The organism is Agrobacterium tumefaciens (assembly GCF_005221385.1).
GTDB classification, from domain to species: Bacteria; Pseudomonadota; Alphaproteobacteria; order Rhizobiales; family Rhizobiaceae; genus Agrobacterium; species Agrobacterium tomkonis.
The window spans coordinates 760,442-783,724 of sequence record NZ_CP039904.1; the positions used below are offsets into that span (position 1 = coordinate 760,442).

The following is a 23,283-nucleotide window of genomic DNA, read 5'->3' on the forward strand; positions in this document are numbered from 1 at the left end:
CCTAACATAAGGACGACATCTGCCGTTGCCAAGGCGAACGGCGTTATCTGATGCGTTTTGGTGTAAAAAGTATTCCAAGGCAATTCACGAAAAAGAGGCCCGATTTAAACCGGGGGCTGTGGATATGCCGGGCGGCCGAATAAAATTGCGATTGCATTCGCCAACTCAAGGTCGAAACGCGGCAGGAAAAGATCAAACGGTGCAAGCCTTGGCGTAATCTCAACGCCGCCCTCAAGGGAGCTCGATCCGGCAACCGCTGCGGCGATTTGCGGCAGGCCCGCCATCGCCGATTTTGCCACCCCGGGCGGCACCGAAGGAAAAAGCCGGGCCGCTTCCGAAGCACCGCCGACACTGGCTGCGGCAACGCGGATCGGAAATGTGGGTCCGTTCCTCACAAAAAAACGATCGTCCCACAGCCCCTGTTCGGAAACCTCGAGACGAAGCTCCGGCAGGTTTCGCTGCTCACGGAAGATATAAAGCCCATCCCGTCTGCGATCGAGCAGAACGCGGCCGACTGTCATCCGACCGTTTTCACCGGCTTTGAGAAATTGCAGAACTCGCGCCATGCTATTTGCAGCTGGAAAATAGGCCCTCCCGCCAAGCGTGGCGATGAGCGCCGCCAGCCCGTATCGGAACTCGGGGGGATCGACCAGCTTGTTGTCCACCGGCAATCTGGCGACTGCGGCATGAAAGATTTGCGCGTGGTCGCGCAGGAAATCGGCGCTTTTTTCAGAAAGCGCCTGCCTTTTGACGGCGGCCTCCGCGTCAGGCTGCACCGGAGAATCGGGCAACGCCTGCCGCACGCGCACGCGCTCATATTTTGTATTTTCGTTGCTCGGATCATCGAACCAGCCACACGAGCGGGATGATACGTAGTCGCGGATTGCCTGCCTCTCGCATTTCAGGAACGGCCGCATGATCCAATAGCGCCCATCGTATAATACCGCGTCCGCCATGCCGGAGAGGCCGAGATTGTCAGCCCCCGCGCTGCGGGCGGCACGCATCGCCACGGTTTCCCGCTGGTCGCCGATCGTATGCCCAGTCACGACGAGATCGGCGCCGACCTCCTGGGCGATCTCGGCGATCAGGCGGTAGCGGGCAAGACGGGATGCTTCGGATATGCCGGCAGCCGGCTTGACGCCACCCCATCGGCACGTGGCATGAAAGATATTCAGTTCTGCACAAAGCGCGGCAACCTTGCGGGCCTCATCGGCGGATTCCGCTCTCAGCGCATGGTCGACAGTAATGGCGGAAAGCCGCAATCCGTCGCAACCCGCCTCCGTCATTACCTCATGTAATGCCAGCAACAGGCCGGTGGAATCACTGCCGCCGGAGATTGCGACGAGGATATGAGTGGGTTTACGGAAATTTTCGACGAAACACCTTGCCGCCGCAAGCGGCGCAACTGTGTTCTCGCTTAGAATGCGGGCATCAACCGGCATGGAAAGACCGCCACCATGGCAGGAAAAAGATCAGCAGCTCAGCCGCTTCTGTTCGCTCGCAACCTTGTTCAGTACGGTCTTCGACGCACTGGGATAACGCTTCGGCACCTCGCGCAGCGTGGCGCAGGCGGTTTCGGTATTGTCGAGAGCTGCAAGCGACATGCCGAGCTTCATCAGCATTTCCGGAGCTTTTGGCGATTTGCCATAGGCCTGATGACCATTGAGGAAGGTTTTTGCCGCCTCGTTGAACTTGCCCTGCGAATATTGCGCCTCGCCCAGCCAGAAGCTCGCATCCGCAGCCTTGGTTCCTTTGGGATAACCCTGCAGGTATTGCTGGAACCCCTGCTCCGCCAGCCTGTAATCGCCGGAAAGAACGTGGCCGTAAGCGGCCTGATAAATATCGCTCTCGCTGGTCAGCGCCGCCGTGTTGACCGGATCGGTCTTGCGCGGCGTATTGCCGGTGGTCACACCGGGAAGACTGCCGGAAGAATTGTTGGCGCCCTGATTGAGCGTCCCACCGATCGGCATTCCCTTGGAATCAAGCTCGATCGAGCCGAGCGTCGTCTCGCCCGGTGCGCCTGTCGGTGCATTGGATGGAGCAGACGGCGAAACGGAAGCGCCACCCTCGGGTGGCGTTTCGATGATCGTTGCAACGTCGTCGGTCGGCGGCGTGGCCGGACTTACCGGACTGGCCTCCGCCTTCTTTTTCGGCGCTGTAGGACTTGCGCCCTTGCCGCCGGCATTACCACTTTCCAGTTCCTGGAAGCGGAATTCATTGTCTTCCTGCGCCTTGCGGATCGTTTCCTGCATCTGCAAAAGCTGGAAGCTCATTTCTTCGATACGGCCGTTGAGCTGCCGGATCTGCTCTTCAAGCTGCTGAACCCGATAGGCTTCGTTGGCCTGAACCCGGATGACCGGGGGCTGCTGAGAGTTGATCGTGCCGAAGCTACCCCCCGCACCGAACAGCGGACCCGAAACGGCGATGCCGCTCAAGCCGGTGCAGGCTGCAAGCCCCAGCATTCCCGCCACGACAAGTTTCTTCATCTCATTCGTCCTGCCTTAACTGATTTGCACCGGAATGGCGCAAGCCGGATTTTTTCCATATCAACCAAAAAAGCAACTTAACTTCGGCCAAACTATGAAAAAAACGAAAGGCGGCCCGAAGACCGCCTTCCATTCAAGATCACAATAACGTCAGGCAATCACATGCCCGCGCCACCAAGAACTGTCACGGCGCGGCGGTTCTGCGACCAGCACGAGATGTCGTCGCAAACGGCGACCGGACGTTCCTTGCCGTAGGAAATCGTCTTCATGCGGTTTGCCGGAACGCCCTGGGAAGCCAGGAAGTCACGGGTCGAAGCCGCACGACGGGCGCCGAGCGCCAGGTTGTATTCACGCGTACCACGTTCGTCGGCATGGCCTTCGACCGTAATGGCGTAGTTCGGATAACGGGCAAGCCACTGGGCCTGGCGCTGCAGGGTCTGCTGCGCATCGGCGCGGATCGAGGTCGAGTCCGTATCGAAGAAGATGCGGTCGCCGACGTTGACCGTGAAGTCCTGCTGGGAGCCCGGCGTTGCGGAACCTGCGCCACCGAGACCGAGTTCACCGGCATTGTTCGGCATGTTCTTCTTCGCGCAGCCTGCAAGGGCAAGCGCGAGCGTCATGGCGATAACAGCCGGGTTACGGGCCAGTTTCTGCATCGGGCTGAGTGCCGAAATGTGTGTACGGCTCATCGCCGGTCTCTCCTTGGAATTTCAATAACGTTGCCAGACACTAACTGATCGCGGTTAATAGCCGGCAAACGCTTATGGTTAACAGAAAGGAAATGTCCCACTTTTTTGCTCCCTCACAACACTTTGCGGCAAGAAAGAGGCGCTTTCCCGTGTGGCATGCTTAAAAACATGGTGGCGCCGGACGAGCCGGCGCCACCATGGCAGTCAATATCAGTCCAGAAGCGGCGACCATGCCGGGTCCGAAGCAAAGGTTGGCGTCTTGATGAGCTGTTCATTGTAGCCCGTCAGGTCGATCGAATAGAGCTGCGGACCACCGGCGCCGGCATTCTGGCGGAAGAACATCAGCACGCGGCCATTCGGCGCCCAGGTGGGGCCTTCATTGTGGAAGCCGCTGGTCAGAATGCGTTCACCCGAACCGTCGGTCTTCATCACGCCGATCGAGAACTTGCCGCCCGACTGCTTGGTAAAGGCGATCAGATCGCCACGCGGCGACCATACCGGCGTGGAATAGGAACCGTCGCCGAAAGAAAGACGCTGCTGGCCGGAACCATCGGCATTCATCACGTAAATCTGCTGGCGGCCGCCACGGTCGCTTTCAAAGGCGACGCGCTGACCATCCGGCGAAAATGACGGCGCCGTATCGATCGCCGACGTGTTCGTCAGGCGGGTCGTGGTGCGCGAACGCAGATCCATGGTGTAAATATTGGCGTTGCCATCCTGCTGCAGGCTCATGATGACCTTTTGGCCATCCGGCGAGAAGCGTGGCGAGAACGTCATGCCGGGGAAGTTGCCGACGACTTCGCGCTGTCCGGTTTCCAGTTGCAGCAGGTAAACGCGCGGCTGCTGACCCTCGAAAGACATGTATGTCACTTCCTGACGGTTCGGCGAGAAACGCGGCGTCAGAACGATGTCGTTCGAATTGGTGAGGTTGCGGACGTTGAAACCATCCTGGTCCATGATCGACAGCTGGCGCTTGCGGGCCGTCTTCGGGCCGCTTTCGGAGACGAAAACGACGCGGGTGTCGAAATAACCCTTTTCGCCGGTAATGCTCTCATAGATCGCATCCGCGATGATATGGGCGACGCGCCGCCAGTTTTCAGGCTGGGTGAAGAATTGCTGGCCAGCCATCTGCTTGTTTGCAAACGTGTCCCACAGACGGAATTCCGCGCGCAGGCGGCCATCGCTTTCACGCGTCACGCGGCCGGTCACAAGCGCCTGTGCATTGATGACCTTCCAGTCCTCGAAACGCGGCTGCTGATCCGGATTGGTGATCTTTTCGATGAAGGCGCTTTTATTGACCGGCGCGAACAGGCCGGAACGCTGCAGATCGGCCGCGATGACGGCCGAAACCTGCGCGCCAATGCCATCGCCCGAGATGAAATCGGTGATGGCGATGGGCAGCGGCTGTACATTGCCCTTGTTGATGTTGAGCTCCACAACAGCATTCGCTGGAGTAACGGCAACGAGTGAAAACAACATGCCTGTTGCAACCATTAGGGCGCGGAGGACAGAACACTTGATCATTTAGACAAGCCTTTCAGCTTCTTACGAAAATTGGACAGAGATCCCAGAGACATTGCTTAAATTCCCGAATCTCTTTGCTCATAATGCGAATTGCGACGGGTCAAAGTTTGCGGAGAACGTGTTCCACCCGCCCTCGCCATCGTATTTTTCGGCAGGGGGCAGGCTTTGAAACGGCGAAGACCTCATAATCGCCCGTCGCGCACTTGCCTCCACCGCACGCCTTGTCCCGTCGGGTCCGCCCGTCGCCGTTATCTCCGGGTCACCGACAATATTGCCCGACCGATCAAGCGAGAACCTGATCTTCACCCGAACATCCGCAACACCGGTCAAACCGGACACCATTGACCAATTATTCTGAATTTGGCCTTCGATGCCGGCTTTTTCACTCGCCGACAAACCTGATCCGATCGTCTTCTTGCCGCCGAGCGAAGCCGTCTGCGTCGCCCGCTTCGAGCCGCCGCCAGACGGAGCCTGTTTGTTCAGTAGCGCAGAAATCTCATCAGCATTAAATTCACTTGCCTGCGACGCGGCGGATTTCGCCGTCTCCTGCTTCTTCTCGCCCGGCTTCTTGTCGGAAGGCTTGTCCGTGGATTTTGCCTGATCAGGCTTCTTCTCTGCCGGTTTTTCAGCTGGCTTCTGATCCACAGGCTTGTTTTCTGCCTGCTTGGGCTCTTCCGGCTTCGGCGGTTCGGGACGGGCATTTGGGCGCGGTACATTTTGCGGTACGGCAATCTCAGCCGGTTCTTGCTGCGCGGGCGGCGGTTCTTCCGCCTTGGTTTCCTGCGGTGGCGGCTCGTTCTTCGGCTGCGGCGGGATTTCTGGCTTGGTCTGCGGCAAGGCGGCCATTTCCTGCGGCTTCGGAGCCGAGGTCTCTTCCTTGACGATTTCCTTTACTTCGTTTGCCTTAGTGTCGACCGTGGGAAGCGGCTTTTCCTGCTTTGGCGGAGCAGCCGCGCTGAGATTGTCGTTAGGCTTGACAGTCGGCGTCGGCGGCGCATCAAGATCGGTCGTGTTGTTTCCAATGTTTTGCGAATTTTCGACGATATCCGGGCGCGTGGTCGGAACAGGGGCCGACTTCTCCGCTTTCGGAGCGTTCTTGTCGCCCTGCTGGATCTGGGTCAATTCCTCGATAGGCACCAGTTCCACCGGCAAGGCCTCGGCCTGCGACACGTCTAGCGGTTCCGGCGAGCCCAGGGAAACCAAGGCGAAAGCCAGAAGCGACGCATGCACAATCGCGGATGTGGTGATGCTGCCCTTCATCGTTTTACGTCAATTGTCCTGTTTCTGCTGGGTCACAAGGCCGATATTCTTGAAGCCCGCCGCCTGGATACGCGCCATCACATCGGCGACGACGCCATATGCGGCAACGGAATCCGCCCGTACGAAGATACGTTCGTTATAACCTGTCGTGGCGATCGCCTGCAGCTTGTCGGCCACCTCGGCCGCCTGGATTTCGGTTTCCTGCAAATGGATCTGGCCATTGGCATTGACCGAAATCGTGATCGGCTGCGTGTCCGAATTCAGCGCATTGGCGGATGTCTGCGGCAGATCGATCGGCACGCCGACCGTCATCATCGGTGCCGCCACCATGAAGATGATGAGCAGCACGAGCATGACGTCGACGAGCGGCGTCACGTTGATCTCGCTGATCGCGCCGCCTTTGCGCCGTCCGCCGCGCCCACCCCGGCGTCCACCGGAACCGCCGCCGCTGCCACCTGCTGACATACCCATATTATTTACTCCATTTTGCCTTGCGGCAAATTATTGCACAGCATGCAAGTTGCGCGGCCGCTTACTGGGCGGCCTGCCGTGTCTGAAGTTTTTCATCGATCTGACGCGACAGGATCGCGGAGAACTCGTCGGCGAAACCTTCCATACGGGCGGAAAGCTTGTGCGCGTCGGCCGTGAACTTGTTATAGGCGATAACCGCCGGAATAGCCGCGACAAGGCCGATGGCCGTTGCCAGAAGCGCTTCAGCGATACCGGGCGCCACAACCGCAAGGTTGGTGGACTTCGAACCGGCAATCGCCTGGAACGAGGTCATGATACCAACGACCGTACCGAAGAGGCCGATAAAGGGACCTGCCGAACCGATGGTAGCCAGCGAACCGAGGCGGGCCTCATATTGTTCGCCTTCACGGGCAATCGTTACGTCCATTGCCCGGTCAATGCGCATCTGCAGACCGATGGGCGAACGCGCACCGCGTTCGAATGATTTTTTCCATTCCCGCATGGCGGAAACGAAAATTGCCGCAAGACCGCCATTCTGGCGTTCCGCCAGAGTGCGATAAAGCTCTTCAAGCGACTGGCCTGACCAGAACACCTGTTCGAACTGGTCGAACTGGCGCTTTGCCTTGCCGAAGCTCACATATTTGTCAAAGACGATCGCCCACGTCCAGACCGAGGCGGCGATAAGTCCGATCATCACGAGCTTCACGATGAGGCCCGCCTGCATAAACAGTGCCCAGAGACTTACATCGTGCGTCGCCGCTGCCAAACCTGCCTGTTCCATAAATATCCAATCCCCGAATCCAAACGCCCGGTACGGGACCGGGCGATTCAAACGCGTGTTAACGCTCGAAGTCATGCGGCCTCAGCCGTTAACCCCTTTGCCATACCCCGATACTTGCCAGTAAGCCTTACTTGCCAATAAATTTGGTGAAAGGAAGGCGTGCGCCGCACAAATGCCAGTTGCTAAAGTAAGACACCATTATGGTTAAAGGAGTGTTACAGCCGGGCCACGCCGGATGGATTTACTCGACGGGGCCGTCAATTACTTCAGGAATTTTTCCGCCACCGTCTCCGGAAGACGCCTTGGCCGGCCATTGGCATTGATGACGGCGATGATGACCTTGGCGGCAACAAGCAGTGTTTCGCCGCGCCGGATTTCCTGATTGAGCACCATTTTTGCGCCACCGGCCTTTTCGGTCACCGTGGTGATTATCAGCACATCATCCATCCGCGCCGGGGTCTTGAAATCAATCTCCATGCGATGAACGACGAAAACAAGGCCTTCCTCGTCAGCGGTCAAAAGCGCGCTCTGCTCGCAGCCGAGGCAACGCAGGTAATCAGTGCGGCCGCGCTCGAGAAAATGCAGGTAGCGCGCGTGATAAACGAGACCGGAAAAATCCGTGTCCTCATAATAGACGCGTTGCGTCAGGCGGTGCCCATGTTCGATGAGTTCGCCTGAAAGCGAAACCATAAGCTCGCTCATACTGTCTCCCTGGAAAGTTCGGCCGCATCGAAGCAACCTTCGCGGACGATAGGATGCTCGTGGCGCTGGGGCAGGTTCTCGATGCGGTCTGCAATAAAACGAGGCCTGAGATCGTGATCCAGCAGGGTGGAAGATTGCGCAGGCAACCAGCGGAACTCTACCTCGACGCCATCCAGCACCCGGTGCACGATATCGCTACCATGGAAAGGAAAGGCCTGGCGAAGCGAAACCAGATAATAAAATGCCAGCTCATGCGCCGCATAATCGCCATAGGCGAAAAAATTCTCGGCCGACCAGAGGAGGCGCTCAACGGTACAATCCCGATCAAGCTCCTCGCCGATCTCGCGGATGATGGTTTCCTGCGAGCTTTCGCCTATTTCCGCCCGTCCGCCCGGCAAGGCCCAATAACTGCCCTTGGTGCCGCGCTGGACGAGAATATGGTCGTTCTGAAAAATAAGCGCCGCGACGCGCATGCTGAAAAGCTGCGGTTTCCGGTCCAGCCGGATCATGTGGCGTTCGGGGGCAGAAGTCATTTATCGTCCAGATCGCCGTCATGCCAGACGAGATGTCTCGTCGTCTTAGGCAGGTGTTCTATTTCGTCGGCGATGAAATAGGGCGGAATATCAAGCTCCGTCAATGCCTGCCGGGTTGCCGCGACCCAGCGGAATTCGAGTTCGTTATCGCCGTCCTGAACGCGATGGATGATCGCGGTGGGATGGAAAGCCAGCGTCTCCGGCAAGTCCATCAGGTAATAGAAACCGAGTTCGTGCCAGTCCTTGCCCTCGTAGTGGAAAAAATTCTCAACCGCCCATAAAAGCCGCCCCACCTTGGCCTCGACGCCAAGCTCCTCCACCATTTCGCGCGCCAGCGTTTCCTCGGAGCGCTCGCCCATTTCGGCGCGGCCACCCGGAAAGGTCCAGAATTTTTCATGCGATGCCCGGTGCACCAGCACGTGTCCATCACGAAACGCCAGCCCTGCGACACGCATCTGGAAAATGCGTTTCGGCTTGAACTTCATGCGGATGCGGGTGTCCTGCGTCTTGTTATCGTGCGTCATTGTCCGGACCTGCGGGCTGGAAACATCAAATCGGTTTCCCTCCACCCTAACGCATCCATCTCTTCTTTTCTCACCTTTGCGTCATCGCCCACAATGAATTCATCCAGTTGCGGCGGCTTGATCGTGGTGCCGGACAACATGGCATGCGCCTGCCCCCGATGATGCGTCTGGTGCTGAAAGAGATGCGACAGGATATCGTCGCAGCGATCCTGCTGGATGCGCGTGCCGCGATGGATATTGACGGTTGCGGCAAGACCGTCTTCATCGAGCCCGTCGACAAAGGCGATCAGCACCTCGTCCAGTTCCATCTGGGCGCTCCGCAGCGCCAGCATCGTGGCGAAGGGCTCCTCTGTGGCAAAGGCCGCCAGACCGAGCGTCCCGCCCTGGAGGGCATCGATATAGAATCGGTCGACGGTGTAGATGTGGTTCAGCGTGGCGCGGAGCGTTGGAAAGAAGCTGACACGACGAGCGATAAACTCCTCCTGCGAAAGCTGAAGACAGGCTTGATGCAGCCGGAAATTGGCTAGGCGGTTGTTGCGCGAGAGTTTGCGGAATATCCGCAGCGGATCGTAAGGCATATGGATTCCTCCATTGACGCCGAATATCGGCGTTTTCAATCGACGCGTTCAAGCTCCGATCTGCTTTTTTAGAACTTTTGCGCCGTCTTTCTGGTCGATCGTCGAGCGGCTCAGAAAAGCTCAGACGGATGATCCAAGATCAACGACCACGATTTCCGGTGGAACGCCAAAGCGGACGGGCGCGATGGAGCAACCAAGGCCGCCCGAGATAATCAGGTTGCGACCGTCCTCGACCACATGTCCGTAAGCATAGCGATTGCCGTAGCGCGACGGTACCACGGGCGAACGTCCCAAAAACCGTATTTGTCCGCCATGGGTATGCCCGGACAATGTTAACGCCACACGGGACGGCACTTTGGGAAAAACATCCGGTTCATGCGCCATAAGGATAACCGGTGCTTCATCCGTCACCTGCATGAGCGTACCGTCGAGATCGTCGAGTCCGCGCATGGTTTGGCGATCCCATTTTTTGCCCGGCAACAATGCAAGCTGGTCCTCCAGCCCTGCGATCCAGAAGCCTTGGCCATTCTTTTCCAGCCGCAAGACACGATTGCCGTAGACGGCAATGCCAACATCGGCAAGCGCCTTGTGACCGAACGTTTCACCGCCACCGGCTTTCTGCGCCGACCGGTCTTCCCACCAGTCATGATTACCCATGATCGCATGAACACCGAGGGGTGCCTTCAATACCGCAAGAGCCTTCGACCAATCTCTCGAATGGACATAGCTCGTCACGAGATTCATACCAGCGGTATAGTCACCAAGCAGCAATACTACGTCGCCGCCGAGACTGTTGGCATGATTGCAAATGGCAGTAATCCGGGCAGCAGACATCCAAGGCTCGCAGGCGTGAATATCAGCAAGCACCACCAGCCGTAGTTTGAGACCCGGCGGCCAGCCGGGCGGCGTCAACGCATAACGGGTAACGTTAAGCCGAAGGAGCGGTTCGAAGCCGAAAGCATAGGAACCGAGCGCCATGGCACCCGCAAAGCCACCCCCAAGAACCCTCAGAAAGGCGCGGCGGGAAATCAATCAATCCTCCTCCAGCGTCAGCCGGAACTGCGCCGCCTCAAGATCCTTAGGCGGCTGCATTCCCAGATGTTTCCAGGCCGTCCCGGTCAGAATACGCCCGCGCGGTGTGCGCTGGATAAAGCCCTGCTGGATCATATAGGGTTCGATGATGTCCTCGATGGCATCGCGCGGCTCCGACAGGCCAGCAGCGATGGTTTCGATGCCGACAGGGCCGCCGCCGAAATTGACGGCGATCATGGTGAGATAGCGCATATCCAGCTGGTCGAGACCCATTTTATCGACCAGAAGCCGTGTCAAAGCCTCGTCGGCGATCTCGCGGGTAACGGCTTCCGCCCGCGCCACCTCGGCGAAATCACGCACGCGGCGCAATAGCCGCCCGGCGATACGCGGCGTGCCACGTGCACGCCTTGCCACCTCGCGCGCGCCTTCATCGGTCATATTGAGGCCCATAAGCCGTGCGCCGCGCCGAACGATCAGTTCCAGTTCGTCGACCGTGTAGAAAGCCAGCCGGACAGGAATGCCAAAACGGTCGCGCAGCGGCGTCGTCAGCAGGCCGAGACGGGTCGTTGCGGCAACAAGGGTGAATTTGGAAAGATCGATCTTCACCGAGCGCGCCGCCGGTCCCTCGCCGATGATGAGATCGAGCTGGAAATCCTCCATCGCCGGATAGAGAATTTCCTCCACAGCGGGGTTTAGACGGTGGATTTCATCGATGAACAGAACATCGCGCTCCTCGAGATTGGTGAGAAGCGCGGCAAGATCGCCTGCCTTGGCAATGACCGGCCCTGATGTGGACTTGAAGTTGACGCCAAGCTCCTTGGCCATGATTTGCGCCAGCGTCGTCTTGCCGAGGCCGGGCGGGCCGACGAACAGTACGTGATCAAGCGCCTCGCCCCGGTTCTTGGCGGCTTCAATAAATACCTTGAGATTGGCGCGGGCTTCTGCCTGGCCGGTAAAATCGTCCAGCGACTGCGGACGCAGCGTGGTGTCGATATCCTCGCCGCGCTTTTCCGGGGTAATCAGTCTCTCCGCATCGCTCATTCAGGGCATTCCATTGTTATAGCCGAATTCATCAGGTAACTGCCGCCGCTATATCATGAGTATCGCAACAACGCGCTTCACGAAATTCAGGATATGTATGGGCTACACGCCCGCTTACCAGCCATTCTTACCGCGAAAGCTCTTTCAGCCCGAGCCGGATCAGCTTGGCGCTGTCCCCGCCCTCGCCGCCATTCTTCAGCGCGGCGGCAACGGCATTGGCGGCCTGATCACGCGAATAGCCGAGATTGGTGAGCGCGGAGACTGCGTCGGCAACCGGCGCGGAAGCAACGCCTTCCCCAAGCTCCTGCTTGAGCCCGATGGACGCCGAAGCATCCCCGGCGAAAGCGGGCGCCTTGTTGCGAAGTTCCGTCACGAGGCGAACCGCCACTTTCGGCCCCACGCCGGGCGCACGCGAAATCATTACCTTGTCCTGAAGCGCGATGGCATTGGCAAGCTCGGAGGGCGACAGCGTGGAAAGGACGGCCAAAGCCACTTTCGAACCAACCCCCTGCACGCTCTGCAACAGGTTGAACCATTCCCGCTCCAGCGCCGAGAGAAAGCCGAAGAGCTTCAGCTGGTCCTCACGCACGTAGGTTTCGATGAACAGCACCACCGCCTCCCCGACGGAGCCGATTTTCGACAGTGTGCGCGCCGAACAATAGGCGACGTAACAGACGCCGTGCACATCCACCAGCACGTAATCCGCGCCGATTTCCTCGATGCTGCCCTTCAGTTTTCCGATCATGATGCCGCCCGCTCAATGAGACCTTATATTCAACCGGCCGCCAGGAGCCGCCGCATCCTGTCACCGCCGCGATTATGGGCGTGGCAGATGGCGATGGCGAGCGCGTCCGCTGCATCGTTACCCTTGAATTCGGCCTTCGGCATCAGGATTTTCAGCATCATGTGAATTTGCTGCTTTTCGCCGTGCCCGACGCCGATGACCGCCTTCTTCACAGCGTTCGGCGCATATTCGAAGACCGGCAATCCCGCCCGTGCCGGAACCAGCATCGCAATGCCGCGCGCCTGGCCGAGTTTCAGCGTGGCAACCGCATCCTTGTTCACGAAAGTCTGCTCCACCGCCGCTTCATCGGGCTGGTGGCTGTGCACGATGTCCGCCAGCCCGTCATGCAACTGGCAGAGCCGGGAGGCGAGGTCCATATCACCATCCGACGTTACCGTGCCGGAAGCGACAAACCGCAGGCTGTTGCCAAGGGTGTCGATGACACCCCAGCCGGTGCGCCGCAGTCCGGGGTCGATGCCGATGATTCGAATCGTCTTTTGCATGAGTTACCTTATCTTTCCGGCTGCGATCCTGCCAGCGATAAGTGAACAAAACGACAACATTGCTCAAATTTGCAATGCAGCATTTACCTCTGCTTAAACCGCGTACCGCATTGTTCCCCCACAAAACCAACAAAAGGGGAGCTGCGGACATGATGATCCGCAGCACAATATTTTCGCCATATCAGCCGTCCGATGGCGCCATCCATGCGTGGCGCGGGAACTGATCCGGCATTGGGGGCTGCTTCGGCCATGCTGAATCGTTTTCATTCCATATCCACCAAAGTGCTGGTGATTTTCCTGGCGCTGATGGCAATCTCCACCGGGGCTCTGACCCTTCTCGGTTATCAAAGCAGCAGTGGCGTTCTCGAAGAACAGGCGTCGAAATCTATGGAGAGCATTCTCGTCTTCCGTGGCGACATGCTTCAAGAACGCCTTGAACAGCTGAAGACGCAGGCGGACTCCATCGCCAAGATCGAAGCACTGCAAATGGCTGTTGTTTCCATGCGCAGCGGCTGGGCAACCGTACAAAAGAATTCCGGTGACGCGAAGGCGGAACTGCAGCGTGTCTTCGTCAAGGAAAATCCCTTCGGTGAAAAGGAAAAGCTGATCAAGCCGGAAAGCCCAAGCGGCTTTTATTATTCGACCCATGAAAAGACCCAGACGGATATCGGCGGATATTTGCAGGGAACGCCGTTCAGCGACGTCCTTTTCATCGATCCGGCCGGCACGGTTTATTACTCTTACCTGAAGGGAACGGCCTTTGCGGAAACCGTGACCGGCGGCGTCTGGGCGGAAAGCGGTCTCGGCGCAGCATTTGCACGCGGTGGCGCGAATGCCGAAAAAGCCGTCAACGACATGGCGCAAACCAGTTTCTCCGGCCTGCGCATAGACACGGCAACAAAAGAGGCCGGTATTTATTTCGGCGTTCCGGTCGTCAAATTCGGTGCCTTCAAGGGCATCGTCCTCTTCCGCGTCAAGGAGGACGTGTTCAGCCAGATACTCGCAAAGGGCATCGCGGCCGGCAGTTCCGAACAATCGGCAATCATTTCGGCGGATGGCAAGGTTCTGGGCGAGCAGGGCGAAAAGCTCATCGGCCTCGACCCGGCAATCTACGGTTTCCATGGACAGGCGCTGAACGCCGCCGGCATGACGATTGCCAAGATCGACCGCCCGGATGGCGAGGCCAATGCCTATGCCCGCCCCTTCTCCTTTGCAGGTGAAAAATATCTCGCCGTCGAAAGCATGTTGCGCAGCGAGCTAAACGCGGGTTCCATCTCGATTGCCGGCACACTTGCCGTAATCGGCCTTTGCGTTCTGGCCGCCATGTGTGCGGCGACGGCCTTTTTCGCACGGCGCCTGTTCGCCCCGCTGGAAAAGCTCGCCGGGCTGACCGGCGAAGTGGCGGCAGGGCGTCTTGATGCGGAGATCGGCAATCAGGACCGGAAGGACGAGATCGGCCGCATGGCGCGTGCGCTCGGCAGTTTCCGTGAAAAACTTATTCTGCAGCGGGAGATGGAAGAGACCGCATCACGCACCCGGGAGGAAGCCGAAACAGCCCGCCGCGCACATCTTGCGCAACGGGAGGCCGAGGCCGGAACCCTGCAAATGGTCGTGCAGTCTCTGGACGAAGGTCTGGACCGGCTGGCGAACGGCAATCTTGCCTATCGTATCGACACCGCATTCCCCGACGATCTCGAAAGCCTGCGCCACAACTTCAATACGGCGCTTGCCCGGCTGAGCGAAACCATGCAGGCCATCGGCGGCAATTCCACAGCCGTTCGTGGCGGTTCCGAAGAAATGCGGGTGGGTGCCGACCAGCTGGCAGAGCGCACCGAGCGGCAGGCGGCCTCCATTACCGAGACGGCAAGCGCCATCAAGGCCATCACCGTGGCCGTCCGCGACCAGATCGAACGTGCCGAACAGGCGACGCGGATCGCCCATGACGCGAGCACGGAGGCGACGGCATCCAGCCGCGTGATGGAGCAGACCATCGCCGCCATGGAGGCGATCCAGACCTCATCGCGCCAGATCAACCAGATCATTGGCGTCATCGATGAAATCGCTTTCCAGACGAACCTTCTCGCATTGAATGCGGGTGTGGAAGCCGCCCGCGCGGGCGACGCCGGCAGGGGGTTTGCGGTTGTGGCACAGGAAGTGCGTGAACTGGCGCAGCGTTCGGCCGCCGCTGCCAAGGAAATCTCCAGCCTGCTGAAACGCTCCACCGACGAGGTTTCCGCAGGTGTTGTCTTAGTCGAAAAGGCAGGCGCTTCGCTCACCGGCATCGGCAAGCATGTACAGACCATCAGCTCCCGCATCGAGGAGATCATGGAATCGACCCGCGAGGAAGCGCAAACGCTTGCGGAAATCAATGGCACCGTCACCAGCCTCGACACCATGACGCAGCAAAATGCCGCCATGGTGGAGGAAACGACAGCCGCCATTCATAACCTCGCCTCCGAAGCGGGAGAGATGGACGGCAGGCTCGGACAATTCGTGCTGGCCACTGACGGGCAAGCAGCAGGACAGGGCAAAACCCGTCAACTCCGGCGGGCCGGCTGAGTTAAGGGGGCCTCTTCGGAGGCCCCAATTTTTTTGAACCATCCATCAATTCTATGCGACTTCTATGGTAAATCGGGACACGCGCCTTACATCCGCAGCAAAGATTTGAATTTACGCAGGAGCGTCGGATGATCCCCTTTTCCATTCTCGACCTTTCGCCCATCGGCGAAGGCGAGAGCGTCAGCACGGCGCTTGAAAATTCCCGCCGCATGGCAATCAAGGCCGAAGACCACGGCTATAACCGCATCTGGCTGGCGGAACACCACGGCATGCCGGGCATTGCCAGTGCTGCGACATCGCTCGTCATCGCCCATGTGGGGGCGGCCACGAAACATATCCGTGTCGGCTCCGGCGGCATTATGCTGCCCAACCATTCCCCTCTCGTCATCGCCGAGCAGTTCGGCACGCTAGCGGCGCTCCTGCCCGGCCGCGTCGATCTCGGTCTTGGCCGCGCGCCCGGAACCGATATGCGCACGGCACGGGCACTGCGCCGCAACCTCGATGCCGGTGCGGAAAACTTCCCGCAGGATATCATCGAACTGCAGCGTTACCTCGGCCCGCCACAGCAAGACCAGGCGATCCTCGCCGTGCCGGGCATGAATTCCAACGTGCCGCTCTGGCTGCTCGGCTCCAGCACATACAGCGCGCATCTCGCCGCGGCACTTGGCCTGCCCTATTCCTTCGCGTCACATTTTGCCCCTGACATGCTGATGGAGGCGATCCATATCTATCGCGAGCGCTTCCAGCCCTCCGAAGTGCTGGACAAGCCCTATGTGATGGTGGGTGTGATGGGTGTCGGCGCGGATACGGATGAGGAGGCGCAACATCTCTTCACCTCGTCCCAGCAGCAATTCGTCAATCTGCGCCGCAATGTCCGCACCCCGTTCCCGAAGCCGGTGCACAGCATGGACGGTTACTGGAACGAGATGGAGCGTTTCTCGGTGGAGCATACATTGCGTTTCGCCGCCGTCGGCTCGCCCGAAACGATCGAGCGTCATCTCGGTGGTTTCCTTGCCGAAACGCAGGCAGACGAACTGATCGTATCGATGCCGATCCATGACATCGAAAAACGGCTGCGTTCCGTGGAAATTTTCGCCGATGTGCGGAGTTCCATCAGGAAGGCGGCCTGAATAAAAAAGCCCCGGAGCGAGAGAGCTACCGGGGCTTTTTATTAAATCTGAAGCGTCAGGCGGAGAGCTTGGCGAGAATTTCTTCGGAAACCTCGAAGTTGGAATAGACGCTCTGCACGTCGTCATCGTCTTCGAGATTGTCGATGAGCTTCATCAGCGACTGCGCCTTTTCTTCATCCACCGGCACCGTGTTCTGCGGCTTCCAGATGGCCTTGACGCTTTCGGCTTCGCCAAGCACGCCTTCCAGCGCCTTGGAAACCTCGTTCATCGCTTCGAAACCGCAGATGATGGTGTGGCCGTCTTCGGAGGATTCGACATCGTCGGCGCCCGCTTCGATGGCCGCTTCCATGACCTTGTCGGCATCGCCGACTTCGACCTTATAGGTGATTTCGCCAACGCGGTCGAAGGAGAAGGAAACGGAGCCCGTTTCACCCAGCGCGCCACCGGCCTTGGTGAAGATGGAGCGCACGTTGGAGGCGGTGCGGTTGCGGTTGTCGGTCAGGGCCTCGACGACGACGGCAACGCCACCCGGGCCGTAACCCTCGTAACGGACTTCGTCGTAGTTTTCGCTGTCTGCACCGGAAGCTTTCTTGATCGCGCGCTCGATATTGTCCTTCGGCATGGACTGGGCCTTGGCGTTCTGGATTGCCAGACGCAGGCGCGCGTTCATGTTCGGGTCGGGCATGCCCGCCTTTGCCGCAACGGTGATTTCACGCGCAAGCTTGGAAAACATTTTGGACCGTACGGAGTCCTGCTTGCCCTTGCGGTGCATGATGTTCTTGAACTGTGAATGACCAGCCATGGAAAACCTGATTGTCTTAATTTGGAGATTGCGGGCCTTATAAGTGCGATACGCCCGCCGTTCAACCCCGCAAGCGCTTTCTCTTCCGTCAACAATAGAAGGAACTGATTTATCCGCTTCTCGTTTTGATCATGAACGCGGCACATGAGGGCATGGATTTCTCGCCGTCGCAGCAAAACAGACCGGAAGGAGAAAACACATGATCAGCCTGACTGAAGCAAGAGAAGCCCCGGCCCGCCAGCTTTGGGACGAGATCAATTCCGTCCATGCCGGCATGCTCGGTCTGGAAGGACTGCACAACCACATGCAGCCCATGGCGCCTCATGCTGACCCGAAGACCAACACCATCTGGTTTTTCTCCAAAAAAGACACCGATCTCGTAAAATCGCTGAAGTCAGGTTCGCGTGCGCACTTCTGCCTCGTCGGCAAGGACCATGATTACCACGCCTGCCTTTCCGGCATTCTGGAAGCGCGTGACGACCGGGCGAAGATCGACGAATACTGGAATTCCGTCACTGCCGCCTGGTTCGAACATGGTAAGACCGATCCGCAGCTGACGATGCTTGCGCTTCACGTCGATGATGCCGACATCTGGGCGTCAACCGACAGCACGCTGAAATTCGGCTGGGAAATCGCCAAGGCCAACATGTCGGATGACAAGACACCTGACGTCGGCGTCCGCCAGCACCTCACCTTCGCCTGACACCTTTGCCTGGTTCTAGCTCCTGATTTTCCGGGCTCCCCCGGCCTTCCTCGCCCACCGCCTGCTACATGCCTTTCGGCACCAGTATCTGCGGTTGGCGGGGAAGGTTTCTCATTGAAACGCGGATCACCGGATCGGCGGCATAGGCAATCTGGAAACTTTCACCAAACATTGTCAGAAACTGCTCGAGCGGCGGCCCGGTGCGGTGCATCGGCAGGATCAGCGCGGAGCGCAGGCGTTTCACCACTCGGCTCATGCTGTCGGCCCCCATGGTCAGGCCGCCATCCACCGGAACCATCAGCACATCCAGGCGGCCTATTTCGGCATAATGCGTATCCGTCAATTCGTGATGCAGGTGGCCGAGATGGCCTATGCATAGTCCTGCAACTTCGAAAATGAAGATTGAATTGCCGTTTTCCTGGAAGGATTCATAGTCGCCCCAGCGGTTGCGGATATCGGTCGCGACATTGCGGATATAGACATCGCCCACCAGAACCTTGTGCTCGGCCTTTTCGCCCGGCGTATCGCTCCAGCCATGCAGCACGTGTTGAATGGCTGGATCCGGATTGAGGGTGAAATGGGTCGAATGCGCCCTGTTCATCGTCACCACCGTCGGGGTGACGGGCGGGCGATAGACGCCATTATAGTCGGTGGCAATCGTCACCCCGCCGGGGCTTTCGATCAGATAGGTGGAATGGCCGATAAAGCTGATCTTCACTTCTTCCCGGGAAGCGGCCTGGGCAAGCTGAACGCCGGGTGGATTGAAACTGGCGAACATCACACCGGGAATATTGCGGGCAATCGCCTGGCACTGGCTGACGGGCGGGCGACTTTCCGTCTGGGCGAAGGCCGCTCCCGCACAGGTGAGCAGTCCCGTTATTGCAAGCATTAGCACACGCAGCATCATGCCACTCCCCTGAACTTGCGAAGGGCAGAGGATGAGACAGGTTTTGCAAGGCGTCCAGTTGCAAGAGCTGTGGGAATGCTCACAATCTCGTCATTGTGAGCATTCACGCTGAAGGAAGGTCAGGCCCAGAAAGACGGAAGGGTTTCGGAGAGCCGCGGTCCGATGCGCAGTGGCGCAATCTTTTCAGCCAGTCCGGTGCGGTCGGAAATTTCGACACCGACGCCGCAGATCGTTGCAGGCCCGCTTGCCGCCTCGAAGCGCCCCTTCGGCATCTTGGAGATGAAACGGTTGATCGGCTCTTCCTTCTCCATACCGAGCGAGCTGTCATAATCACCGCACATGCCGGCATCCGACATATAGGCGGTGCCGCCATTGAGGATTTGCGCATCCGCCGTTGGAACATGCGTATGGGTGCCGACAACGAAGCTCGCACGGCCGTCTACGAAATGGCCGAAACACTGTTTTTCGCTGGTTGCCTCGGCATGAAAATCGAAAATGATGGCGTCGGCCTGCTCTTTCAGCGGGCAGGCGGCAAGAATAGTCTCGGCCGACTTGAAGGGATCGTCCAGTTCCGGATGCATGAAGACGCGGCCCATAATGTTGGCGACGAGGATGCGCGCGCCGTTGCGGGCATAAAAAATGCCCGAGCCCTTGCCCGGCGTACCCTCAGGATAATTGGCGGGACGCAGGAACTGGTCGTGGCGCTCGCAGAAGGAAACCGCCTCCTTCTGGTCCCAGACATGGTTGCCCGTCGTCACCACATCGGCGCCGGCATTGATGGTCTCGAGGTAGATATCCTCGGTGATGCCGAAACCGCCGGCGGCATTTTCACCGTTGACGATGACGAAATCGAGCTTCAGATCGGAAATCAGTCCCGGCAACCTGTCCCAGACCGCCGTGCGTCCGGTCTTGCCCACCATGTCTCCGAGAAAAAGAAGTCTCATTCACCGCCCCGTTTTGCGTATGTTCTTTGGATTGCGTCCCTCTAGCGGGTAATCCGTGTTTTAAAAAGTGCTAAAGCGCCTTTTGCCCTTGATCGGGCATTGACCGCCGTGCGGAAAACCAGCGCAGGCCGCTCTCCGTCAGAATTGCATCAAGCGGCACGTCATGCGGCTCCGCCGGCACCAACGGTACTTCCTGACAATCAAAGGCGACACCGATGAGAACCGGGCTCCGACCCTTGCCATGCAATCGCGCAATGGCGCGGTCATAGTGGCCCGCGCCATAACCTATACGCTGACCATGCGCGTCAAAGACAGACAGCGGCACGAGCAGAATATCCGGATCGAGAACATCCGCATCCGCCCCCGGCCCGGTCGTGCCGAAGCCGGTCTTCACCAATGTGGTGTCCGCGTCGAAGGCGCGAAAAACGATGGTTTCGCGGTCCAGCACAACGGGAAGCACAAGACGCCCGCCCTTTGTCCGCAGCGCCTCCATCAGCGGCCGGATATCGGCCTCGGAACGGATCGGCATGAAACCGGAAATGATCGCGCCCGGCGCAAAGGGGATGGCGGATGCACCATGGGCGGTCAGCGCCTGGCTCTTTTCCTGCCGCTCGGCCTGCGTCAGCGCATCACGCGCGGCAAGCCTTTCGCCGCGCAGTCTCGGTTTTTCGGCAATGTCGCCAGACATCAGGCGGCCCGGCTCACGAGCACCTTGTCGATACGATGGCCGTCAAGGTCGATGACTTCGAAACGCCAGCCGTTGCGGGTGATGTGCTCGCCCAGTTCCGGCAAACGACGGAACTCATCCAGCACCAGACCGGCAACGGTCTCGAACTCGGCATCCTCGTCGATCTGGAATCCCATGCGGTAAGCGAACTCATCGGCCGGCATCCAGCCGGCGACGAGGAATGAACCGTCCTCGCGCTCGACCATTGCCGGCTCCTCGTCATTATCTTCCTGGAACGCGCCGGTGATGGCCTCCAGAACGTCGCCGGAGCTGACGATACCTTCGAAATGGCCGTATTCGTCATAGACCAGCACCATATGCACCGTTGAACGGCGCAACGACTGGATGACGTCCACGGCGCTGGTCAGATCCGAGACGACAGGAACTTCGCGCAGAAGCTCGCGCACATCCAGCTCCTTGCCGGAGGCAAGCGCATCAAAGGCGTCCTTGGCGAAAAGCACGCCGAGAATTTCATCGGAAGCGCCGTTGCGCACAGGCAGGCGCGACCGCTGCGTGCCGCGAAGCTGCTCGCGGATTTCTTCCGCGCTGTCTTCGATATCCACCACTTCCACGTCACGGCGCGGCGTCATCAGGCCACGCGCATTGCGGTCGGCAAGACGCATGACACTGGTGATCATCGCCGATTCCTCGGTCTCGATCACGCCAGCGCTGTGCGCTTCGGCCAGAACGGTGCGAATTTCGTCGTCGGTCACCGAGGCGTTGGACTCGCCGCTATGGCCGAGAAGGGCAAGAACGGCCTTGCCCGACTTGTCGAGCAGCCATACCAGCGGCGCGCCGACCCGCGACAGCATCACCATGGTGGGCGCAACGCGCGCGGCAACCTTTTCGGGATCGCGCAGAGCGATCTGCTTGGGCACCAGCTCGCCGACGATCAGCGACAGATAGGTGATGGCGACAACCACCGAGCCGACACCGATTGCATCGGCGGCACGATCCGGAACGCCCTGCTCCAGAAGCCATGCGGTGAACCGGGCGCCGAGTGTGGCGCCGGAAAATGCACCGGACAGAACGCCGACCAGCGTGATGCCGATCTGCACTGTGGAAAGAAAGCGTCCGGGATTTTCGGAAAGGCCGAGCGCCATGGTGGCGCCTCTGCTGCCTTGCGCGGCAAGCACCTTGAGCCTCGCCGGTCTGGAGGAGACAACGGCAAGCTCGGACATGGCAAGCACACCGTTCAATACGGTGAGCAGGACCACGATCATAATTTCAGTAAACAAGTTTAGCTCTTTGGGCTGTTGAACGGCACGTCGCGGTTTTGGCCGCAGCGCCCTTTCTATAAAAAGGGCATGACAGACATACCAATCCGGATAATAGGGAATTGTTCCGCCATTGCAATGACGGCGCTATAAAAAAGCCGTTCCCGGCAGTAGTTAAAAATAACTGTCGACGATAAAATAATCAGGTGAAGAACCGGGGTTGACCCGAAACTTCAAGCGCGATCCACGGCGACCGATGGAGATTTACGATCCTGGGTGCCTACAAAAGTAGGTGGGCACCGTGTGTCCAGCCCCACGGGACTGGCCAGGGACAGCTCCCTTTGGATCGAGTATGGCCCCAGGGATTGTGGTTCCTGTCGGGAAGCGCAGAACGCATCCAAGATATAGGACGGATCGGGGAAAACCGCCAGAGGGCGCGGTGCGAAATTTTGCCGCCTCAGAACTCTTCAGCCAATCAATGCGCCGCGGGCTTCGGCCGGGCCAGCAGTTTGTCGGTTATTCCGTTCAGGCGGTCAGCCAGATCGCCGATGGCAAGCGCCACCATCTCGTCCGATTTCGCCTTGTGCTCGGCCATGCCATCGCGGTTGCGGGAAAGGGAAGTGACTTCGCCTTCCAGCTTCTCGAGCTTGCGGTTGATTTCGGAAAGCTCGTCCATCACCATGATGCCGGCCATGACGGTGAGCCTGAGATCACCGATTTCACCGAACTGGCTCTTGAGGTGCCCGACATAACGGTCAAAACGCGTGGCAAGATCGGTCAGGTGATCTTCCTGCCCTGCCTCGCACGCCATGCGATAGGCCTTGCCGTCGATCATAACAGTGACTTGCGCCATGAAACCGCTCCTATCGATCCAGCACCGCGCGGATCGTCTCCATCGCCGTCACCAGACGGCGGGAAACCTCGCGGTTGACTTCTTCAAGACGGTTGGCGCGAAACTCGGCCTGATCCAGTTCCTGCGCCAACCTGGCGCGGTCGACATGGACCCGTTTGACCTCATTATCGATCTCGCCCGTCTCCCTTTGCCGCTCGATACGCATATCGATGGCATTTTCGAGATTTGTGATGGCAGCATTCAGCTCCGTCAGCGCAGATTGTACGGTCTTCTCAGCCGACATCGTTTTTTCCAACTCGCACGCCACCGGGCGAATCGTCCGGTTTCAGGCCTTTTCAACAATCACGAGGTTATTACCCGATTTATCATCCCGTCAATCAAACCAGTGCATTGAGGCGTTTTGCTCTGTGGATGAACGAAGAGACACCGGCCCATATCGCACGAATTTTGTCAGGACACCCGGTTTTCTAAACGATTTTTTCTCCCGGAGCGAACCGCAAACGCCCGTGGATTTATTGACTTGCCGGCCTCAC

At 58.8% G+C, this 23,283-nt stretch carries 25 protein-coding genes and 1 other RNA gene; 3 read left to right on the forward strand and 23 right to left on the reverse strand.

Going from position 1 to position 23,283, the window contains the following annotated elements; translation table 11 throughout:
• Nucleotides 1–104: 104 nt before the first annotated feature.
• The 15 genes from tilS to ruvC form a co-directional block, all read right to left on the reverse strand.
• Nucleotides 105–1,442, reverse strand: a complete 1,338-nt coding sequence (tilS, locus tag CFBP6623_RS18690) for a tRNA lysidine(34) synthetase TilS (protein ID WP_046799892.1) — start codon at nt 1,440–1,442, stop codon at nt 105–107.
• A 30-nt stretch (nt 1,443–1,472) separates the two neighbouring features.
• Nucleotides 1,473–2,486 carry a tol-pal system protein YbgF gene (ybgF, locus tag CFBP6623_RS18695; protein ID WP_046799893.1) on the reverse strand — a complete coding sequence of 338 codons (1,014 nt, stop codon included), beginning with the start codon at nt 2,484–2,486 and terminating at the stop codon, nt 1,473–1,475.
• Between the two features lie 158 nt (nt 2,487–2,644).
• A complete protein-coding gene (gene pal / locus CFBP6623_RS18700; protein ID WP_046799894.1) occupies nt 2,645–3,175 on the reverse strand; it encodes a peptidoglycan-associated lipoprotein Pal in 531 nt (176 codons plus the stop codon).
• A gap of 210 nt (nt 3,176–3,385) precedes the next feature.
• A complete protein-coding gene (tolB, locus tag CFBP6623_RS18705; RefSeq protein WP_046799895.1) occupies nt 3,386–4,699 on the reverse strand; it encodes a Tol-Pal system beta propeller repeat protein TolB in 1,314 nt (437 codons plus the stop codon).
• 78 nt (nt 4,700–4,777) lie between these two features.
• Nucleotides 4,778–5,959, reverse strand: coding sequence for a hypothetical protein (locus CFBP6623_RS18710; protein ID WP_080842844.1), 1,182 nt, complete (start codon nt 5,957–5,959; stop codon nt 4,778–4,780).
• 9 nt (nt 5,960–5,968) lie between these two features.
• Nucleotides 5,969–6,430 carry a protein TolR gene (gene tolR, locus CFBP6623_RS18715; RefSeq protein ID WP_003506238.1) on the reverse strand — a complete coding sequence of 154 codons (462 nt, stop codon included), beginning with the start codon at nt 6,428–6,430 and terminating at the stop codon, nt 5,969–5,971.
• 61 nt (nt 6,431–6,491) lie between these two features.
• On the reverse strand, nt 6,492–7,211 hold the full coding sequence (tolQ, locus tag CFBP6623_RS18720) for a protein TolQ (RefSeq protein ID WP_003497570.1): 720 nt from the start codon (nt 7,209–7,211) through the stop codon (nt 6,492–6,494).
• Between the two features lie 261 nt (nt 7,212–7,472).
• The gene (gene ybgC / locus CFBP6623_RS18725; RefSeq protein WP_046799897.1) at nt 7,473–7,913 is read right to left on the reverse strand and encodes a tol-pal system-associated acyl-CoA thioesterase; all 441 of its coding nucleotides are present in this window, start codon (nt 7,911–7,913) and stop codon (nt 7,473–7,475) included.
• Nucleotides 7,910–8,446: an NUDIX hydrolase gene (locus tag CFBP6623_RS18730; protein WP_046799898.1), complete on the reverse strand. Its 537-nt coding sequence runs from the start codon at nt 8,444–8,446 to the stop codon at nt 7,910–7,912. Before CFBP6623_RS18730 ends, ybgC begins: the two co-directional genes overlap by 4 nt.
• Nucleotides 8,443–8,970, reverse strand: coding sequence for an NUDIX hydrolase (locus tag CFBP6623_RS18735; RefSeq protein ID WP_035222231.1), 528 nt, complete (start codon nt 8,968–8,970; stop codon nt 8,443–8,445). The genes CFBP6623_RS18730 and CFBP6623_RS18735 overlap by 4 nt, the downstream gene beginning before the upstream one ends.
• The gene (locus tag CFBP6623_RS18740) at nt 8,967–9,548 is read right to left on the reverse strand and encodes a DinB family protein (RefSeq protein WP_046799899.1); all 582 of its coding nucleotides are present in this window, start codon (nt 9,546–9,548) and stop codon (nt 8,967–8,969) included. The genes CFBP6623_RS18735 and CFBP6623_RS18740 overlap by 4 nt, the downstream gene beginning before the upstream one ends.
• A 120-nt stretch (nt 9,549–9,668) precedes the next feature.
• The gene (locus CFBP6623_RS18745) at nt 9,669–10,580 is read right to left on the reverse strand and encodes a metallophosphoesterase (RefSeq protein WP_046799900.1); all 912 of its coding nucleotides are present in this window, start codon (nt 10,578–10,580) and stop codon (nt 9,669–9,671) included.
• Nucleotides 10,581–11,621 (reverse strand): Holliday junction branch migration DNA helicase RuvB, encoded by a 1,041-nt coding sequence (gene ruvB / locus CFBP6623_RS18750; protein ID WP_046799901.1) that lies wholly within the window; start codon nt 11,619–11,621, stop codon nt 10,581–10,583.
• Nucleotides 11,622–11,748: 127 nt separating this feature from the next.
• Nucleotides 11,749–12,366 (reverse strand): Holliday junction branch migration protein RuvA, encoded by a 618-nt coding sequence (ruvA, locus tag CFBP6623_RS18755; RefSeq protein WP_046799902.1) that lies wholly within the window; start codon nt 12,364–12,366, stop codon nt 11,749–11,751.
• A gap of 29 nt (nt 12,367–12,395) precedes the next feature.
• Entirely contained in the window at nt 12,396–12,908 is a 513-nt protein-coding gene (gene ruvC, locus CFBP6623_RS18760; protein ID WP_003523217.1) for a crossover junction endodeoxyribonuclease RuvC, read from the reverse strand.
• Between the two features lie 249 nt (nt 12,909–13,157).
• Between ruvC and CFBP6623_RS18765 the strand changes: the two genes are divergently transcribed.
• Both CFBP6623_RS18765 and CFBP6623_RS18770 read left to right on the forward strand, forming a co-directional pair.
• Nucleotides 13,158–15,467, forward strand: a complete 2,310-nt coding sequence (locus CFBP6623_RS18765; RefSeq protein WP_080842845.1) for a methyl-accepting chemotaxis protein — start codon at nt 13,158–13,160, stop codon at nt 15,465–15,467.
• 128 nt (nt 15,468–15,595) lie between these two features.
• A complete protein-coding gene (locus tag CFBP6623_RS18770) occupies nt 15,596–16,597 on the forward strand; it encodes an LLM class flavin-dependent oxidoreductase (RefSeq protein ID WP_046799904.1) in 1,002 nt (333 codons plus the stop codon).
• Nucleotides 16,598–16,652: 55 nt separating this feature from the next.
• On the opposite strand, the gene CFBP6623_RS18775 is transcribed toward CFBP6623_RS18770, so the two are convergent.
• Nucleotides 16,653–17,399: a YebC/PmpR family DNA-binding transcriptional regulator gene (locus tag CFBP6623_RS18775; protein ID WP_052819453.1), complete on the reverse strand. Its 747-nt coding sequence runs from the start codon at nt 17,397–17,399 to the stop codon at nt 16,653–16,655.
• Between the two features lie 199 nt (nt 17,400–17,598).
• Between CFBP6623_RS18775 and CFBP6623_RS18780 the strand changes: the two genes are divergently transcribed.
• Nucleotides 17,599–18,102, forward strand: a complete 504-nt coding sequence (locus CFBP6623_RS18780) for a pyridoxamine 5'-phosphate oxidase family protein (protein WP_046799906.1) — start codon at nt 17,599–17,601, stop codon at nt 18,100–18,102.
• Nucleotides 18,103–18,166: 64 nt separating this feature from the next.
• Here CFBP6623_RS18780 and CFBP6623_RS18785 read toward each other — a convergent pair whose 3' ends face one another.
• From CFBP6623_RS18785 to CFBP6623_RS18820, 7 genes are all read right to left on the reverse strand, one after another.
• Nucleotides 18,167–19,009, reverse strand: a complete 843-nt coding sequence (locus CFBP6623_RS18785) for an MBL fold metallo-hydrolase (RefSeq protein ID WP_046799907.1) — start codon at nt 19,007–19,009, stop codon at nt 18,167–18,169.
• Nucleotides 19,010–19,128: 119 nt separating this feature from the next.
• A complete protein-coding gene (locus tag CFBP6623_RS18790; protein ID WP_046799908.1) occupies nt 19,129–19,953 on the reverse strand; it encodes a TIGR00282 family metallophosphoesterase in 825 nt (274 codons plus the stop codon).
• A 70-nt stretch (nt 19,954–20,023) separates the two neighbouring features.
• Nucleotides 20,024–20,641 carry a 5-formyltetrahydrofolate cyclo-ligase gene (locus tag CFBP6623_RS18795; RefSeq protein WP_046799909.1) on the reverse strand — a complete coding sequence of 206 codons (618 nt, stop codon included), beginning with the start codon at nt 20,639–20,641 and terminating at the stop codon, nt 20,024–20,026.
• Nucleotides 20,641–21,903 (reverse strand): hemolysin family protein, encoded by a 1,263-nt coding sequence (locus CFBP6623_RS18800; protein WP_046799910.1) that lies wholly within the window; start codon nt 21,901–21,903, stop codon nt 20,641–20,643. The genes CFBP6623_RS18795 and CFBP6623_RS18800 overlap by 1 nt, the downstream gene beginning before the upstream one ends.
• 231 nt (nt 21,904–22,134) lie before the next feature.
• Nucleotides 22,135–22,293: non-coding RNA, 6S RNA (ssrS, locus tag CFBP6623_RS18810), on the reverse strand.
• A gap of 79 nt (nt 22,294–22,372) precedes the next feature.
• Complete coding sequence (locus CFBP6623_RS18815) at nt 22,373–22,750, reverse strand: cell division protein ZapA (RefSeq protein WP_046799911.1); 378 nt, start codon at nt 22,748–22,750, stop codon at nt 22,373–22,375.
• 10 nt (nt 22,751–22,760) lie between these two features.
• Nucleotides 22,761–23,033, reverse strand: coding sequence for a DUF4164 domain-containing protein (locus CFBP6623_RS18820; protein WP_046799912.1), 273 nt, complete (start codon nt 23,031–23,033; stop codon nt 22,761–22,763).
• Between the last annotated feature and the right edge of the window lie 250 nt (nt 23,034–23,283).

Excerpts from the sequence above, each read along its gene's own strand:
- ybgC (WP_046799897.1), bottom strand. The coding sequence starts at position 7,913 with ATGAGCGAGCTTATGGTTTCGCTTTCAGGCGAACTCATCGAACATGGG.
- tolR (WP_003506238.1), bottom strand. The coding sequence starts at position 6,430 with ATGGGTATGTCAGCAGGTGGCAGCGGCGGCGGTTCCGGTGGACGCCGG.
- ruvB (WP_046799901.1), bottom strand. The coding sequence starts at position 11,621 with ATGAGCGATGCGGAGAGACTGATTACCCCGGAAAAGCGCGGCGAGGAT.
- CFBP6623_RS18785 (WP_046799907.1), bottom strand. The coding sequence starts at position 19,009 with ATGATGCTGCGTGTGCTAATGCTTGCAATAACGGGACTGCTCACCTGT.
- ruvC (WP_003523217.1), bottom strand. The coding sequence starts at position 12,908 with ATGCAAAAGACGATTCGAATCATCGGCATCGACCCCGGACTGCGGCGC.
- CFBP6623_RS18765 (WP_080842845.1), top strand. The coding sequence starts at position 13,158 with ATGCTGAATCGTTTTCATTCCATATCCACCAAAGTGCTGGTGATTTTC.
- ybgF (WP_046799893.1), bottom strand. The coding sequence starts at position 2,486 with ATGAAGAAACTTGTCGTGGCGGGAATGCTGGGGCTTGCAGCCTGCACC.
- CFBP6623_RS18730 (WP_046799898.1), bottom strand. The coding sequence starts at position 8,446 with ATGACTTCTGCCCCCGAACGCCACATGATCCGGCTGGACCGGAAACCG.
- tolB (WP_046799895.1), bottom strand. The coding sequence starts at position 4,699 with ATGATCAAGTGTTCTGTCCTCCGCGCCCTAATGGTTGCAACAGGCATG.
- CFBP6623_RS18775 (WP_052819453.1), bottom strand. The coding sequence starts at position 17,399 with ATGGCTGGTCATTCACAGTTCAAGAACATCATGCACCGCAAGGGCAAG.
- CFBP6623_RS18795 (WP_046799909.1), bottom strand. The coding sequence starts at position 20,641 with ATGTCTGGCGACATTGCCGAAAAACCGAGACTGCGCGGCGAAAGGCTT.
- CFBP6623_RS18740 (WP_046799899.1), bottom strand. The coding sequence starts at position 9,548 with ATGCCTTACGATCCGCTGCGGATATTCCGCAAACTCTCGCGCAACAAC.
- CFBP6623_RS18735 (WP_035222231.1), bottom strand. The coding sequence starts at position 8,970 with ATGACGCACGATAACAAGACGCAGGACACCCGCATCCGCATGAAGTTC.
- CFBP6623_RS18800 (WP_046799910.1), bottom strand. The coding sequence starts at position 21,903 with ATGATCGTGGTCCTGCTCACCGTATTGAACGGTGTGCTTGCCATGTCC.
- tilS (WP_046799892.1), bottom strand. The coding sequence starts at position 1,442 with ATGCCGGTTGATGCCCGCATTCTAAGCGAGAACACAGTTGCGCCGCTT.
- CFBP6623_RS18780 (WP_046799906.1), top strand. The coding sequence starts at position 17,599 with ATGATCAGCCTGACTGAAGCAAGAGAAGCCCCGGCCCGCCAGCTTTGG.
- ruvA (WP_046799902.1), bottom strand. The coding sequence starts at position 12,366 with ATGATCGGAAAACTGAAGGGCAGCATCGAGGAAATCGGCGCGGATTAC.
- CFBP6623_RS18710 (WP_080842844.1), bottom strand. The coding sequence starts at position 5,959 with ATGAAGGGCAGCATCACCACATCCGCGATTGTGCATGCGTCGCTTCTG.
- pal (WP_046799894.1), bottom strand. The coding sequence starts at position 3,175 with ATGAGCCGTACACACATTTCGGCACTCAGCCCGATGCAGAAACTGGCC.
- tolQ (WP_003497570.1), bottom strand. The coding sequence starts at position 7,211 with ATGGAACAGGCAGGTTTGGCAGCGGCGACGCACGATGTAAGTCTCTGG.
- CFBP6623_RS18790 (WP_046799908.1), bottom strand. The coding sequence starts at position 19,953 with ATGAGACTTCTTTTTCTCGGAGACATGGTGGGCAAGACCGGACGCACG.
- CFBP6623_RS18770 (WP_046799904.1), top strand. The coding sequence starts at position 15,596 with ATGATCCCCTTTTCCATTCTCGACCTTTCGCCCATCGGCGAAGGCGAG.
- CFBP6623_RS18820 (WP_046799912.1), bottom strand. The coding sequence starts at position 23,033 with ATGTCGGCTGAGAAGACCGTACAATCTGCGCTGACGGAGCTGAATGCT.
- CFBP6623_RS18815 (WP_046799911.1), bottom strand. The coding sequence starts at position 22,750 with ATGGCGCAAGTCACTGTTATGATCGACGGCAAGGCCTATCGCATGGCG.